Annotated in this window: 12 protein-coding genes; all 12 read left to right on the top strand. The window is 36.7% G+C overall.

The genetic code is table 11. From position 1 onward, the window contains the following. Positions 1 to 14: 14 nt before the first annotated feature. The 12 genes from ODU45_RS07160 to ODU45_RS07105 all read left to right on the top strand — a co-directional run bounded on the left by ODU45_RS07160 (position 15) and on the right by ODU45_RS07105 (position 15305). The gene (locus tag ODU45_RS07160; RefSeq protein ID WP_398581040.1) at positions 15 to 1412 is read left to right on the top strand and encodes an Eco57I restriction-modification methylase domain-containing protein; all 1398 of its coding nucleotides are present in this window, start codon (positions 15 to 17) and stop codon (positions 1410 to 1412) included. Then, the gene (locus tag ODU45_RS07155; protein WP_114866250.1) at positions 1406 to 3796 is read left to right on the top strand and encodes a sensor histidine kinase; all 2391 of its coding nucleotides are present in this window, start codon (positions 1406 to 1408) and stop codon (positions 3794 to 3796) included. Before ODU45_RS07160 ends, ODU45_RS07155 begins: the two co-directional genes overlap by 7 nt. Before the next feature lies 1 nt (position 3797). Continuing rightward, the gene (locus tag ODU45_RS07150) at positions 3798 to 4409 is read left to right on the top strand and encodes a hypothetical protein (protein WP_114866251.1); all 612 of its coding nucleotides are present in this window, start codon (positions 3798 to 3800) and stop codon (positions 4407 to 4409) included. A gap of 13 nt (positions 4410 to 4422) precedes the next feature. After that, positions 4423 to 5028: an HNH endonuclease gene (locus tag ODU45_RS07145; RefSeq protein WP_398581039.1), complete on the top strand. Its 606-nt coding sequence runs from the start codon at positions 4423 to 4425 to the stop codon at positions 5026 to 5028. Positions 5029 to 5306: 278 nt separating this feature from the next. Then, positions 5307 to 6113 (top strand): Fic family protein, encoded by an 807-nt coding sequence (locus tag ODU45_RS07140; RefSeq protein WP_398581038.1) that lies wholly within the window; start codon positions 5307 to 5309, stop codon positions 6111 to 6113. A gap of 94 nt (positions 6114 to 6207) precedes the next feature. After that, complete coding sequence (locus ODU45_RS07135) at positions 6208 to 8916, top strand: TOTE conflict system archaeo-eukaryotic primase domain-containing protein (RefSeq protein ID WP_398581037.1); 2709 nt, start codon at positions 6208 to 6210, stop codon at positions 8914 to 8916. A 112-nt stretch (positions 8917 to 9028) separates the two neighbouring features. Further along, positions 9029 to 9751 carry a hypothetical protein gene (locus ODU45_RS07130; protein ID WP_398581036.1) on the top strand — a complete coding sequence of 241 codons (723 nt, stop codon included), beginning with the start codon at positions 9029 to 9031 and terminating at the stop codon, positions 9749 to 9751. 12 nt (positions 9752 to 9763) lie between these two features. Then, complete coding sequence (locus ODU45_RS07125) at positions 9764 to 10918, top strand: XRE family transcriptional regulator (RefSeq protein WP_398581035.1); 1155 nt, start codon at positions 9764 to 9766, stop codon at positions 10916 to 10918. A 14-nt stretch (positions 10919 to 10932) separates the two neighbouring features. Beyond that, positions 10933 to 11991, top strand: a complete 1059-nt coding sequence (locus tag ODU45_RS07120; RefSeq protein ID WP_398581034.1) for an MmcQ/YjbR family DNA-binding protein — start codon at positions 10933 to 10935, stop codon at positions 11989 to 11991. Positions 11992 to 12073: 82 nt separating this feature from the next. After that, positions 12074 to 13066 carry an aspartate--ammonia ligase gene (gene asnA, locus ODU45_RS07115; protein ID WP_398581033.1) on the top strand — a complete coding sequence of 331 codons (993 nt, stop codon included), beginning with the start codon at positions 12074 to 12076 and terminating at the stop codon, positions 13064 to 13066. Positions 13067 to 13191: 125 nt separating this feature from the next. Beyond that, positions 13192 to 15039, top strand: coding sequence for a translational GTPase TypA (gene typA, locus ODU45_RS07110; RefSeq protein ID WP_398581032.1), 1848 nt, complete (start codon positions 13192 to 13194; stop codon positions 15037 to 15039). A gap of 17 nt (positions 15040 to 15056) precedes the next feature. Continuing rightward, entirely contained in the window at positions 15057 to 15305 is a 249-nt protein-coding gene (locus ODU45_RS07105) for a DUF3165 family protein (RefSeq protein ID WP_004194480.1), read from the top strand. Positions 15306 to 15672: the final 367 nt, after the last annotated feature.

The following is a 15672-nucleotide window of genomic DNA, read 5'->3' as shown; positions in this document are numbered from 1 at the left end:
AATAGTGCGAATTAATGAAAAAATTTCAAGTTTTTACTCCCATGCAGTACGTTGATATGATGCTAGATGAAGCAGGATATTTTGGAGAAGATATTCTAAAGAAAAATTTTCTAGAAAATTCTGTAGGTGACGGCAATATTTTATTACAGGCTGTGAAACGTTATGTTAGTGAAGGAATCAATAGTGGATATGATTTAAGTGTGCTAAAATCTGATTTAGAAAATTTTTTTGTTGCCTTTGAAGTAGATAAAGATGTAATAAAAAAATGTATAAATCGTCTTAATAAAGCTATGGAAGAATTTGGTATATTTAATGTTAAGTGGGATATACGCAATGAAGATTATCTGAAATCAGATCTATACAAGAAATTTGATTTTATTATTGGTAATCCACCATATATAACTTACCAAGAATTAACAATAGATAATCGTAATTATTTAAGACAGAGTTTTACCTCATGCAGTAGAGGGAAATTTGATTATTGTTATGCCTTCATAGAAAAGAGTTTAAATAATTTAGCAACTAAAAATGGAAAGATGGCTTATTTAATTCCTAACAGCATATTTAAAAATGTCTTTGCAGCTAACCTAAGAAAAATAATGATAAATAATATTATTAAAATCATAGATTACAAACATACTCATATATTTGGAAAAGTACTAACATCATCATCAATTATTATATTAGATAACACTGAATATAGATCAATTATAGATTATGTAGATATTGACAATAAAAGGAACTTACAAATTGATAAAGAAAGATTGCAAGATAAGTGGTATTTTGTAGAATATAATGCATATCTAAATGAGAACCGAATACTTTTTGGAGATTTATTTAAAATTGCAAATAGTGTAGCAACACTAGCAAATAAAGTTTTCATTGTGCCAGATGAGGTAGAATTAGAAGAGGAAGTTATTAGACCTGCAGCAAGTCCTAGAAAACTTGCAAATCAAGCAGCTGAAAGGATAATTTTTCCTTATACATATGAAGGTGATACACTAAAAAAATACTTACCAAATGAATTTACAGATAGCTTTCCATTAGTGACTAAATATCTAAAAAAGCATAGAGATATCTTAAAAAATAGAAAAGCCGATGGAGAATGGTTTGAGTATGGAAGGTCTCAAGGGCTGAGATTTTTTAATCAACCAAAATTAATGATTTCTTCTGTGATAACAGAATCAGTTAAAGTATATGAGTTAGATGCAGATACTATACCGTATTCAGGTTTTTATATTGTCCCTAAAAGAAATGTTGGATTAGAAATTGCAAAAGAAATATTGGAATCCAAAGATTTTTATAATTATATTGAATCTAGGGCGATTAATGCAAGCGGACGATCAATTAGAATATCAGTTAACGATGTAAGAAGTTACCCTGTAAAAATAGAAAGAGGGAATTTATGGTAGAAGTAAGTTTTAAATCGACAACAAGAACTGTCAATCTCTTAGGTAGAGATAATGTACTCGATTATCGTAGTGCTATACTGGAACTTGTAAAGAATAGTTATGATGCTTTTTCTCCTAGGGTAGATATACGCTTTATAGGCGAAAAGAGGACTGATGATAAAAAAGAAGATATTCTCGCAACATCAATAGAAATCGTTGACTATGGGAGAGGAATGGGCTTAGAGAAGATTGTTGATGTATTTTTCACTTTAGGTACAGATGACAAAACATATACTACACTAGTGAATTATCAAAATTTAGAACGTACTATGAATGGTTCAATGGGGATTGGTAGGCTATCTCTTGGGCGTTTAGGAAATAGAACAACTGTTATTACATCAAATGGAGAAACGGCCTATAAATTTGTGATAGATTGGAGTTTGTTTTCAACTGGCGAACCTCTAGATACTATTAAGGTTAATGTTGAAGAACTGACATTGAAAGAATTTTCATTAGAGTTTTTAAATAGAAATCTTAATAATGTTGAGTCTAGAGGAACAATTTTGATTGCTGAAGAACTTAATGATGATTGGCTTTTATCTGATAGATTATTAGTTGGGACAAATTACTATTTTTTGAAACAAACGTTAAATAAATTAAAGAATCCTTTAAAACTTGAAAAATCTGGTGATTTCCAAATAAAGCTAAATTATTTAGGTGAAGAAGAAAGTATAGAGCCATCAATAACCGATATATCAACGGATGCTGAAATTATATTTAGTTATTCAGATGACAGTGATATGTTACTTCTTGAAGGATACCTTGATGAAATAGATATTAGCCAATTTCCTCCTGATTTTGTTATAGCTAAATTTAATGAATTAAAACCTTATATAGTAGATGAAAATGGAAAAAGAAGAGAGAGATATTATTTTAGTAAGGAATATAAAATTTCGGAATATATCCCTAATGATGTTCCTAATACTTCAATAGGAGATTTTGATGGTGCATTCTATTTTACAAAAAAGAAGGGAGTAGGTACTAATTATCCGTTTATAAAGGGCAAAATCACAACTAATTCTATTGAAATAGAACCAGGAATTCTGTTGTATCGCGATGGTTTCAGAATCAGGCCTTACGGTGAAATAGATACTATCGGATTTGATTGGTTAGGAATTGAAAGTATACGTGTAACAAACCCAGCGGGAGTTGGTCGTAGTAATTATTTAATGCAGGCCAATCAATTAAGTGGGTATGTAAATATTACTAAAGAAAAAAATGGTGGCTTTGAGGATCAATCTAACCGTGAGGGAATCAAGAAAAGTAAAGAATTTACTTATTTATCCAATGTTCTTCTCAGAATTGTAAAAGACTTTTCTTCTATACGCTCAGAATTAGTCGCTCTCTATAATGATTTCTTAAAAGAAAAGGCAGATGTGAAGTATTATAGTGAAGCTGGTAAAAAGACAAAAAGAAAACTGGATAAGCTTATCAAAAAGCACGAAGGTAATAGAGAGAAGTTGTTTGAAGATAAAGAGTTTAAAAACTTATATTCTAAACCAGAAACCTTGTTTGAGTTGTATTCATTACAAGATACCACGGAAGAAGAAAATAGTGCATTAGTAACTGAGAGTGATACGTTAAGAACAATGGCAACTCAAGGGATTGTAATGTCAACTTTTGCTCATCAAATAAAAAATGATAAGAAGTTTTTTAAGAATTTGCCACGTACATTGGAAGATATAGGAAATCATTATTCTAAGCAATTTTGTTTTGATTTTCAAAAATTTAAAGTACCTTATAATCTCTATAAGTTATCAAATGTTGTAATAGATAAGACCGCAAATATACTAGGATTCATAGATAGTAGTGTCAATAACCCTACCAGGGATAAAACAGAGAGAATTAACTTAGCCGATTATATTTTTAAAACTTATATGTGGTGGGATAGTTCTGTTAGAGACAATGTTAATGAATACAAATACCTAATTAATGGTAAGGCAGAATTGGACTTACTATCAGATGATATAAGAAACATTTATGTTCAGGCTAGTCGAACACAGTTGGATAGTATTTTTTTAAATTTAATTACAAATTCTTATAAGAGTTTTAAAGAAGGAAAAATCAGAGATAGGGTAATTAATATTACTATGTCAATGATTAATGAAAAAACAGTTGAAATATTATATGAAGATACTGGACAAGGTTTGAGTAGAGAAATTGATAATGTGGATAAGATTTTTGAACCTTATAAAAAATATCCGTATAAATCGAATGGAACCGGTATGGGGATGTGGATACTGTCTTCTGTTGTAAGTAAGTTAAAAGGTAGTAAAGAAATACTATCTAGAATTGGGGAACGAGGTTTTAGAATGAAAATAGTGCTTAGAGGAGGAAATAAATAGTATGTCAGTAGAAAAAATTATTTATTATATTGACGATGATGAAGCCTCGGCATATAGTATGCATGAATTATTAGAGGAGTTCAGTAAAAAAGGATACGAGGTTGAGTTTTTACATCTTAAGGGCACAGAAGAAGAATTCTTAAGTGAATTAGAAATAAAAAATGGTGTAGGTATTATTCTGGATTATGAACTATCTGGAAGCGGAATCTATGCAGATGCTACTGAGCTTTGGAAAAAAATCAAGCGACAGAATCCGACGTATCCATTATGTATATATACTTCTCATATAGATGATGTTAGAATTAATCCAGATGTTGAAAAATCTTTTCCTAAGGATGATAGGGTAGCATTTGAAGTCATTGCAGATATGTTAGAATATATGGATAATCAAATACAACAAGGATTGCAAAATATAAATACATTAGAGAGAGTGAATAAAGGCTTGAAAGACGATGATTATTTTTCCATTGAAGTGATGAATAATGAAATTGAAATAGGGAACCAGTTTTCTATATGTCGACACCCCAGAGTTGAATCACCGAATTCCTCTGAGTTAAGTGAATTAATCAAGAAGGCTTATAGTATTATAGATAGCTATGCTGGGATAGATTGAGTTAGGAGAGTTCGTGGTATACGTTAGAGATTTATATAAAAAAGACTATAGAGCTTTTGTTAGTCTTCCAGTGAGAAGGAAAAATGTTATCGAAAAATATTCAGTTTTTTCACAACGTGCTACTTTAAAGCATCATCTACAGGAAGATTTTCATGAAAAATGTATCTATTGTGGATGGAGTTCCTCTACATATGGTGGAGAAGTTTTTCATATTGAACATGTTAAGAGTCGGAATAGTTATCCAGAACTAGAAGATGACTATAATAACTTAGCCTTGAGTTGTTCGATTTGTAATACAACAAAAAATGAAACTGAACTTCCGGGTGAATTGGACCCAACAAGTTCAAAGTTTCAGCGATTATTTTATAGAAATAAGATGGGAGCTATTGTTGTTAACAATGATTTGACAGATTCAGAAAAAGAATTATCAAATCAGTGTTTAAAAATTATAGGTTTATATAAAGAGTTGTATAAATTAGATTATATTTACGAATCGTTGAAGTTGATTCAAAGTAAGTTATGTTTGACGCGGGAGAGTTCACAGTTAATTTATGATATTTTAGAAATATTAGAGTTCATAGATAAGAACTATAAGAGGCGGACTAGAACAAAAATATAGTGAAATTTAACTAGAAAACAGGTGCTTACATGACAAATTCTGTAAGTTCACGCCAGCAGGGGAAGTTTGCCATTGCAGAATTCTTCTCAGGTGTTGGTGAATTGATGGGCAGACCAACGAGTTCAGAGCGGTGTATGCAATGAATTTGATAACTATGCCAGACCTATTGATTAGTTGAAGTAGCCGTACTTGATGAAATGCTATATAAACAAATCCCCAGCCTAAAAAGGCTGGGTTTTGTGGTATAATAAGGCTAGAAATTCAAACAGGAGGAGTCTATGCAACCAACTTACAACATTGATAATCCTAATCTTTCCTACGAAGCCAAGCAGGAGCTCTGGGAAACAGGTTTTGGTCTTCAAAAAGTGGACGGGTTGACTCCGTCCATTTATATGAAAGAGTTGGCGGATAGGCAAGCTCGTGGAGAATACACCTATGAACAGGTGTATGAGGAAATTACGAAATACCACCAGTCAACTGACGCCAGTACGCAAGAGGCAGATATTGTCTCTCTCCGAATTGTTGAAATGCTCTCCCAAAATGGTTTTAGCCTCCGACCAACCACTCTCTTACATATCCACAAAGAGCTCTTTCAAAGTGTTTTTGACAGCAATATTCCAGTAGGTGAATATCGAACGGTTAACATTACAAAAAATGAATTAGTCTTAGAGGGTGATACTGTAATCTATTCGGATTTTTCATTGATTGCTGCCACTTTGGACTATGATTTCCAGCAAGAAAAAGATTTTTCTTATGCTGGCTTAGATAAACAAGCCATTGTTGCTCATATCCAATCCTTTATCTCAGGTATCTGGCAGATCCACCCATTCCGTGAAGGGAACACTCGAACAATCACTGTATTTCTTATCAAATACCTTCGCTCACTTGGATTCGACATTGATAATGAACCTTTTCAAAAACATGCCAAATACTTTCGAGATGCCCTTGTACTTGACAATGCTAAGTTAGTCAATAAACGCTCAGATTTTTTAACTGCCTTCTTTGAAAATCTCCTCTTGAACGGACAGAATGATTTATCGAGCGAGAGGATGTATGAAGAGTTGGGGATAGATGAATATCAATAAAGACAGGATAGTTTTCAATTCGAAAATAGACCAGTGAATACTTGGGCTTTTGACTTTTCGTTGATAAGCTCGTTAGGTAATTTGGAGAAATCATATGTCCTATTATTACGAAAAATCAACGGGTAAGGTTGCAAAGCATCTTGCTCGTTTTCCCTATTATGCTACCGATAAGATTCTGAATTTATTGCAGTTTCAAGATAGCAATCAGCAATTTCTGATTAGTGATAAGCATTTACACGATTACTTTGAAGAACAAAAACATCAACTAAGTACCGATGAAAAACTCTCCATTCTGCTCAGTCTATTTAAGGGACGTTTGGATGTCTATGCGAAATCCTATATTGATGAAAATGGGAAAATCAACTATTTTCCTTCTTACAACTATGGTTGGAAAAACCTTCCTGTTGAAAAGAGAACTTGTCAACCCTTGACCAAACAGGTGTTATTGGCCCACCTACGTGGTGAAATGAGTATTGGCATTTTTTCAATGAGTCTAGAAGATACGTGTTCATTTTTGGCGATTGATTTTGATAAAAAGAATTGGAGAGAAGAGGTATCCATTCTACGAGATATAGCAGAAAAGTATGGTTTTGAGGGTCATATTGAAATCTCTCGTTCTGGCAATGGTGCTCACCTCTGGTTTTTCTTCGAGGAAGAAATTGCTTGTCAGCAGGCGAGAAATGTTGGGAAACGATTGCTGGAATTGGCTATGCAGGAGTCAAAAGATATTCGCTTTTCTTCATTTGACCGTATGTTTCCAAATCAAGATATTCTACCCAAGGGAGGATTTGGTAATCTTATTGCTCTGCCCTTACAAGGGGAAGCTTTCAAGAAGGGAAGAACCGTTTTTGTTGATAAACATTTTCAGCCCTATTTGGAACAATGGAGTTATCTTCAACAGGTTCAAAAGATTGGGCAGAAGAAAATTCTAGATTTCTTAGGACAGGAGTTTTCGGATTCTGTAGATGATACAGTGTTGGATTGTAGCCTATCAAATGTTATTCGAGTTGAGAAGAGGACGATTTCTTCAAAGACAAATTACTTATTGAGAAAGCTGGCATCTTTTCCTAATCCTGAATTTTATCTAAAACAAGCGACCAGACAACCAACCTATCAGACTCCAGAACGTATCTATTTATTTGAAGAAACGGACGACGCCTTGCATCTCCCAAGAGGAATTCTTGCTAGGTTACAAGAAATATTCGAAACAGTAACTGTTAGGGACAATCGTAACAATTTATCTCCGATTCAGATTTCTTTCAAAGGGATGTTACGTTTTGAGCAGGAACTTGCTTTGGCAGATTTATTAGCTAGTGAGAATGGCCTGCTATGTGCCGAAACAGGTTTTGGGAAGACTGTTCTGGGGGCAGCCTTGATTGCACAAAGGAAATGCCGAACGCTTATCTTAGTTCATAATCGTCAACTGATGGAGCAGTGGTTGGAAAGGTTGGATGAATTTTTAGAGATTGAAGAGGAAGAGGCGGTTCGCTATACTCCTTCAGGGCGTGTAAAAGTAATAGGGCATATTGGGCAATATGGGGCTTCTAAAAAATGGAGGAGTAAACTGGTAGATGTGGTTATGATTCAATCTCTCTTTCAATTGGACACTATTTCTGACTTTTTGTCGGATTACGATATGATGATTGTGGATGAATGCCACCATGTGACAGCATTGCAGTTTGAAAAAGTAGTTGCTCAATTTGCTGGTCAATATCTATATGGTTTAACAGCAACGCCAGAGCGTAAAAATGGACATCAACCGATTGTCTTTCAACGTATTGGCCCAATTTTACATACTGCTCAATCTGAACAATATGAGTTTGAAAAGAGATTGCTACTCCGTTTAACATCTTTTGGAAAGTTAGATTTGGAACAGTCGAATAGTATGAACTTTGCAGCCCTTAATGATTGGCTTGCCAAAGATTTACATCGCAATACTTTGATTGTGCAAGATATTTTCAAACTATATCAAGAAAAACGAAACATCCTTGTCTTGGTCAATCGACGGGAACATATAGAACTATTGGAAAATCTACTTATTGAAAAAGAGATGACCAACATATTTTGTCTGAGTGGAGCGAGTAAAAGACGAGATACGAAAGAACTCCTGAAAAGAATCGGTGAGCTAGATGAGAATAGTCCCTTTGTCCTCGTTTCAACAGGAAAATATATTGGCGAGGGTTTTGATATGCCAAAGTTGGATACATTAATCTTGGCAGCTCCTTTGTCTTGGAAAAATAACCTCATACAGTATGCAGGGCGGCTTCACCGTCCCTATCAAGGCAAAACTGAGGTGAGAATAGTCGATTATCTAGATATACACGTTCCTTATCTCGAAAAAATGTACCAGAAACGTCAGATAGCCTATCGAAAAATGGCTTACCAAGTTGGAGAAAAGGAGCAAACCCAAGTATTATTCAGTGGTAGGGACTACGAGGAGAAATTTAGAGAGGATTTGCGGAACACACGATCAACAGTCTATTTACAATTGCATTCGTTCACTTCTAGTAAGATTCAGGAACTATTGGGACTGCTCCGAGGAAAACCAGTTGTTATTCATGCCTCCAAAAACTATAAGCTAAGCGAGTGGCTAACAGGGGTAAACAGTAACAATGTAAAGGTGAAGCTTGTACCAGAAAGGATTGGTACGACCGCAGTTATCTTAGATAGTAATCTCGTTTGGTATGGCAATTTGTCCCCCTTTACATATCAGTCGGATGACAAAGCTAGTTTGCTAAGGTTGGAAAGCCAAGCTATCGCTGAGGAGTTGCTTGAAAAATTTGAGAATTCAAATATTAAATAAAAAAGTCCGAATTGTACTGTTTAGATTTTTCTTTAAAAAAATAGTCATATTTGTAGTAAAATTTAATATTTTATATAAAAATATGATAAAATAATGAAAAATGGAGGTGCATATGGAAAAAGAAGTGTTTACTCCCGATCAAAGTCAATCTATTGTAGATGCTATATTGAAGGGATACAAGTCATATCTTGATGAACGAATTGAAAAGAGAAGAACAATGCATGTTTCTGCGGGTTATGCTTGGACTAAAGCGAACCATATCGATGATGCACTTGCGGTTGCGGACTTAACCTTTATTGATACATTTGAATTAAAACATGCGGGTCAATCTTGGGAATTTTTAGAATTTAACTCAGAAAATCAACTATTAGGACGTGTATGTTTTGTTTTAAAAGGTCTTACTCGCTTGCGACAGGTTTTTCCAACAGCAGTAAAAAGTGGAAAGGGCTATTTATTTGACTATGCTCAAATTAATACAAGTTACCTAGAAAATCTTTCAAGGAATACAGATGAAGGTACGCTTTTCCCTGTTCAGATGGAATTATTTGATGACAAATTATTTGAACTTTTGAATCGGTCTGAACAATCTATCAATAATTTTTTCTTTATCACATATCAGGCTGATGAATTACATCACTTGACGAATATTCAAGTAATCATGCCTGATTCAAGAACTGGGAAATTGATTGAAATTCAAAATTTATCAACATTTATTTCTACAAGTAATGTCGATTTTAACGATGAAAAATATCAAGAGTTACAAGGCTTATCAGAGATTGATGATGTAGCTGATTTTGAGATTATACCACGTCTCGCTTCAGAAAAAGAAGCTTAGAAAGGCAAAAAAATGTTCAATGGTTCAAGACTGGAAGAATTACGACTTCTGAATGGCCTTACACGTGCAGATTTGGCAAGAGAGCTTGAAGTGACCGAACAGGCTATTTGGCAATTTGAAACAGGAGTTACACTTCCAAAAATGAAAAATAAGATAGCAATGGCTCGTTTTTTTCAGGTTGAAGTTGACTATTTTGATGCTGTTGATAAGAATGGTTCATTCTCACTAAGTCGCATTGCCTTTCGGAATGCAGACCTTGAGGCCAAAAAAACTATCCATATCCAAATGGTATATTTGGAAAAAATGAATCAAATGATAGATTATTTGGAGAACTTTGTATCCATTCCTAATCAAATAATTTACCAGTTAGTTGATAGTATTGAGCAAAGACTTCAGCAACATGAATCACTTGAATTTATTGCTGATCATGCTAGAGAGGTATTGGCAGTATCAGTTGACAATGCCAATCTCCTCTATAGTTTAGAAAAATCTGGGATATACATTTCAGAGAGATTAATCAATGGGAATGCGGATGCCTATAGTGCTTGGTCACGTAATGGTCGACCTTTTATCGTTTTGGGGCTGGGAAAATCAGCGGTACGACGTAATTTTGATTTAGCACATGAACTAGGGCATCTACTCTTGCACAACCAAGTAGATTTTGAGGAACTGTCAAAAGAAGAATTAGAGGAAAAAGAGACAGAAGCCAATCAATTTGCATCCTATTTCCTGTTACCTAGGAAACAATTTTTAATGGATTTTGTGAATATTGTAGGTAAGCGTGTCAGCAATCCTGATCAATATATCTTGTTAAAAAAACGTTTTGGTGTCTCAATTCAAGCGCTTGAATATAGAGCTTACAAGCTTGGCTTACTGACTCCACAGCAAAATTCTTATTTCTATCGGCAGATTTCAAAAAAAGGATATAAAGTAGTTGAGCCACTAGATTTGGAAATTCCCTTAAAGAAACCAAGTAAAATCAGAAGTATCTTAGATGTCATCCTTTCAAACAATCTTTTAACTCTGTCAGATATTGAACGAAATCAGAGAGTATCAAAGAATTTTATCAGTCAATTATTTTCATTTGATGTGAAATTTTTTGATAAGTATTTGCTTCAATTAGATACGTTTGATAATGTAATTCCATTGTTTTCTAGAAAAGAATGACGGGGAGTAGAGTAATGAACAAAACTAATTCTTACCAAATCAACCTCCCCTCTCTCATCCCTTTCGGTTTTATCCTCTCCAACAATCGTTACATCTACCGTGAGGTGTTCATGGAGGGGCAGTTTGAGGCGGTGGTGGAGGTTGATGAGGCAGGTCAGCTGTCGTCCTTTGTCTGGGATTGTGAGATGGAGGAGGTCTATACCGCCCATCTGGTGACTGCGCCAGCTGGGGCATTTGTGGGGCAGGTGCGTGAGGCTTATCAGTCTATTTTGGATCGGGTAGAGGAGGCTTGTTGTGTCGCTCTGCCATTTTCCAAAGACCAAAGCAACCGCATAGCCCAGCTCATCAAGGAGAAGTGGGGTGACCTACCTGATTATCCCTTTACCAAGTCGCCTGAGACAGGTGCTTTTCGCCATCCCTTCAATAATAAGTGGTACGCTTTGGTGACTCAGGTCAAGCGAGGACAACTGGATGGGAGCGCTGACCAAGAGCAGGTGGAAATCGTCAATCTCAAGGTCGAAGGTTGGGAAATAGCAGAGTTGCTGAGTCAGTCGGGCATCTTCCCAGCCTATCACATGTCTAAGAAGACCTGGGTGTCGGTCTTGCTGGATGATACGGTGGAGGACCAGGCGATTTTGGCCCTCCTTGAGAAAAGTCGTTATTTGGTGGGACCGAAATCCTACAAGGCGGAGCAAGGGCCTGATTACTGGGTTATTCCAGCCAATCCAAAGGTCTATGATATTGATACCGAGTTTGCGGAAAATAAGGTAGTCTATTGGCCGCAAAAATCAACCATTCAAGCTGGGGACATCGTAGCCATCTACGTGACGGCGCCTGTACAGGCTATTCGTTATGTTTGTCGTGTCTTAGGAGCAAATTTAGAAAATCATGGACAATCAGACATTCCTACAGAAAAGAAACTGATGCAGGTCGAATTGCTCGCTCAGCTTTCCGATGATGTTTTGCCGAGAGCGCGCATGATGGACTTGGGAGTCAGGGCGGTGCGTGGTCCTAGACGCTTGACAGAGGGTGTGATAGAAGTACTGACATCCGAAGTGAAAAACCTCCATTAAATTATCAGAATATTTAATAAAAAGACTTTACAAGTAGGTAAAAAAGAGTATAATAAGGTGTATAAATTTAAGGAGGTAAGGTATGAAGAAAAGCTTCATTCATCAGCAAGAGGAGATTTCTTTTGTCAAAAATACATTTACACAGTATTTGAAAGACAAATTAGATATCGTAGAAGTGCAAGGACCGATCTTGAGTCGTGTCGGGGATGGTATGCAGGATAATTTGTCCGGTGTGGAGAATGCGGTTACTGTTAATGTGAAGTTGATTCCAGATGCGACCTATGAAGTGGTTCACTCACTTGCTAAGTGGAAGCGTCATACCTTGGCTCGTTTCGGTTTTAATGAGGGAGAAGGGCTCTTTGTTCACATGAAGGCTCTTCGTCCTGACGAGGATTCCTTGGATCCCATTCACTCAGTATACGTGGATCAATGGGACTGGGAGAAGGTTATTCCTGATGGCCGTCGGAATTTAGCTTACTTGAAAGAAACAGTGGAGCAGATTTACAAGGCTATCCGTCTGACCGAATTGGCAGTTGAAGCTCGTTATGACATTGAGTCTGTTTTGCCTAAGAAAATCACCTTTATCCACACGGAGGATTTGGTCAAGAACTTCCCAGACTTGACACCAAAAGAGCGTGAGAATGTGGTTGCCAAAGAATACGGCGCGGTCTTCCTAATCGGTATCGGTGGAGAACTTGCAGATGGTAAACCACATGATGGACGCGCCCCAGACTATGATGACTGGACAAGCCCATCAGAAGCAGGTTACAAAGGACTCAATGGAGACATCTTGGTTTGGAACGAAGCACTTGGTTCAGCCTTTGAGTTGTCCTCAATGGGGATTCGTGTGGATGAAGAAGCGCTTAAGCGCCAGGTTGCTATTACAGGTGACGAGGACCGTTTGGAATTTGATTGGCATCGTGCCCTTTTGAATGGTCTCTTCCCACTTTCGATTGGTGGTGGTATCGGTCAATCCCGTTTGGCAATGTTCTTGCTTCGTAAGAAACATATTGGTGAAGTGCAGTCAAGCGTTTGGCCACAAGAAGTTCGCAATAATTTTGAGAACATTTTATAAGAGATTGGCTTCAATCTCTTTTCTTCTGCTTTCAATCTGAAAACATTTACAACAAGATTATCTGTGATTTTTACGCCAATCTATGATATACTTTTTTAGTTAAATTAAAATATACAGAGGATATTATGACAAAACTTAGAGAAGACATCCGTAACGTAGCCATTATTGCCCACGTTGACCACGGAAAAACAACCCTCGTTGATGAATTATTGAAACAATCCCAAACGCTTGATGAGCGCACAAACCTTGATGAGCGTGCAATGGACTCTAACGACCTTGAAAAAGAGCGTGGTATCACCATCCTTGCAAAAAATACTGCCGTAGCTTATAACGGTACTCGTATCAACATCATGGACACACCAGGACACGCGGACTTCGGTGGTGAGGTTGAGCGTATCATGAAAATGGTTGACGGTGTTGTGCTTGTCGTGGATGCTTACGAAGGGACTATGCCACAGACTCGTTTCGTATTGAAAAAAGCCCTTGAACAAAACTTGACACCAATCGTGGTTGTTAACAAGATTGACAAACCATCTGCTCGTCCAGAAGAAGTTGTAGATGAAGTGCTTGAACTCTTCATCGAATTGGGTGCAGATGATGACCAGTTGGAATTCCCAGTGGTTTACGCATCAGCTATCAACGGTACTTCATCTTTGTCTGACAATCCAGCAGACCAAGAAGAAACAATGGCACCAATTTTCGACACCATCATCGAGCATATCCCTGCACCAGTGGATAACTCAGATGAGCCTTTGCAGTTCCAAGTATCCCTTTTGGACTACAACGACTTCGTAGGTCGTATCGGTATCGGTCGTGTCTTCCGTGGTACTGTTAAAGTTGGTGACCAAGTTACCCTTTCTAAACTAGATGGCACAACGAAAAACTTCCGCGTTACAAAACTCTTTGGTTTCTTCGGTCTTGAGCGTAAAGAAATCCAAGAAGCAAAAGCTGGTGACTTGATTGCCGTTTCTGGTATGGAAGACATCTTCGTTGGTGAAACTGTGACTCCGACAGATGCAGTTGAGGCACTTCCAGTTCTTCGTATCGATGAGCCAACTCTTCAAATGACTTTCTTGGTGAACAACTCACCATTTGCAGGTCGTGAAGGTAAATGGGTGACATCTCGTAAGATTGAAGAGCGCCTTTTGGCTGAGTTGCAAACGGACGTTTCTCTCCGTGTTGACCCTACTGACTCTCCAGATAAATGGGCTGTTTCAGGTCGTGGTGAATTGCACTTGTCTATCTTGATTGAAACCATGCGTCGTGAAGGCTATGAGCTTCAAGTATCACGTCCAGAAGTTATCATCAAGGAAATCGACGGCGTGAAAATGGAGCCATTCGAGCGCGTGCAAATCGATACTCCAGAAGAATACCAAGGTTCTGTTATCCAATCCCTATCTGAGCGTAAGGGTGATATGTTGGATATGGTTGCGACAGGTAATGGTCAAACTCGTCTTGTTTTCCTAGTGCCTGCGCGTGGTCTGATTGGTTATTCAACAGAATTCCTTTCAATGACTCGTGGTTACGGTATCATGAACCATACTTTCGACCAATACTTGCCTGTTGTTCAAGGTGAAATCGGTGGTCGTCACCGTGGTGCCCTTGTCTCTATCGACCAAGGTAAGGCAACGACATACTCTATCATGCGTATTGAAGAGCGTGGTACCATCTTTGTAAACCCAGGTACTGAAGTGTACGAAGGAATGATTATCGGTGAAAACTCACGTGACAATGACTTGACAGTTAACATCACAACTGCAAAACAAATGACCAACGTTCGTTCAGCTACCAAAGACCAAACGTCTGTAATTAAGACACCGCGTATCTTGACTCTTGAAGAATCACTAGAATTCTTGAACGATGATGAATACATGGAAGTAACGCCGGAATCTATCCGTCTTCGTAAGCAAATCTTGAACAAGGCAGAGCGTGATAAGGCTGCGAAGAAGAAAAAATTAGCGACTGAGGAATAATTTCTAGGAGAAGAAGCATGTTTTATTTAATCCTTGCTATCATGTTAGTACTTTTTTATATTTTTATTGCACCTCGCAATATTAAGGGGACTATGAATTTGATTGCGGCAGTATTTTTACTGGTAGCATTAGCGATTGCCTTGGTACTTGGATTTTTAAGAATCATGCAATTTCCGAAGGAAATTTGGGTTGGTCTACTAATGATTCTGATTGGTTTTTGGGCGATGCGAGATATTTATCAATTAAATGACGATACAAAATTTTAGTAGAGTTTTTGATTTTTGAATACCGTAATACGATATTACTAAGGAATTTTATCCAGCTTTTTGGACAGTAGTGGCAATCTATTAGCTAAAGAAATTATATTCTGTGATACATCTTGAAGAAGCTCTCGTTATTTATAATAAATGACAAGCGCATTTTCAAGGTGTTTTTATGTAGATAAATTTTAATACTCAATGAAATCCCCAAAACCCAAAATAGCAAGTTCTTAGTACAGTCATTTAATACTTAACAAAAATCAAAAATAGCGTTATAATGGTATTATGACAAAAGAACTTACCCAAACACAAGTCGAAGAATTAAAGCAAGCACTTAAAGATAAAAATAATGCTCCGCATCATAGAAAAATAC

The sequence above is a fragment of the Streptococcus sp. 2022WUSS135 genome, from assembly GCF_044427045.1.
Lineage (GTDB): Bacteria > Bacillota > Bacilli > Lactobacillales > Streptococcaceae > Streptococcus > Streptococcus hashimotonensis.
The sequence above is the reverse complement of the archived record's forward strand: the minus strand, read 5'-3'. Positions and strand labels throughout refer to the sequence as shown.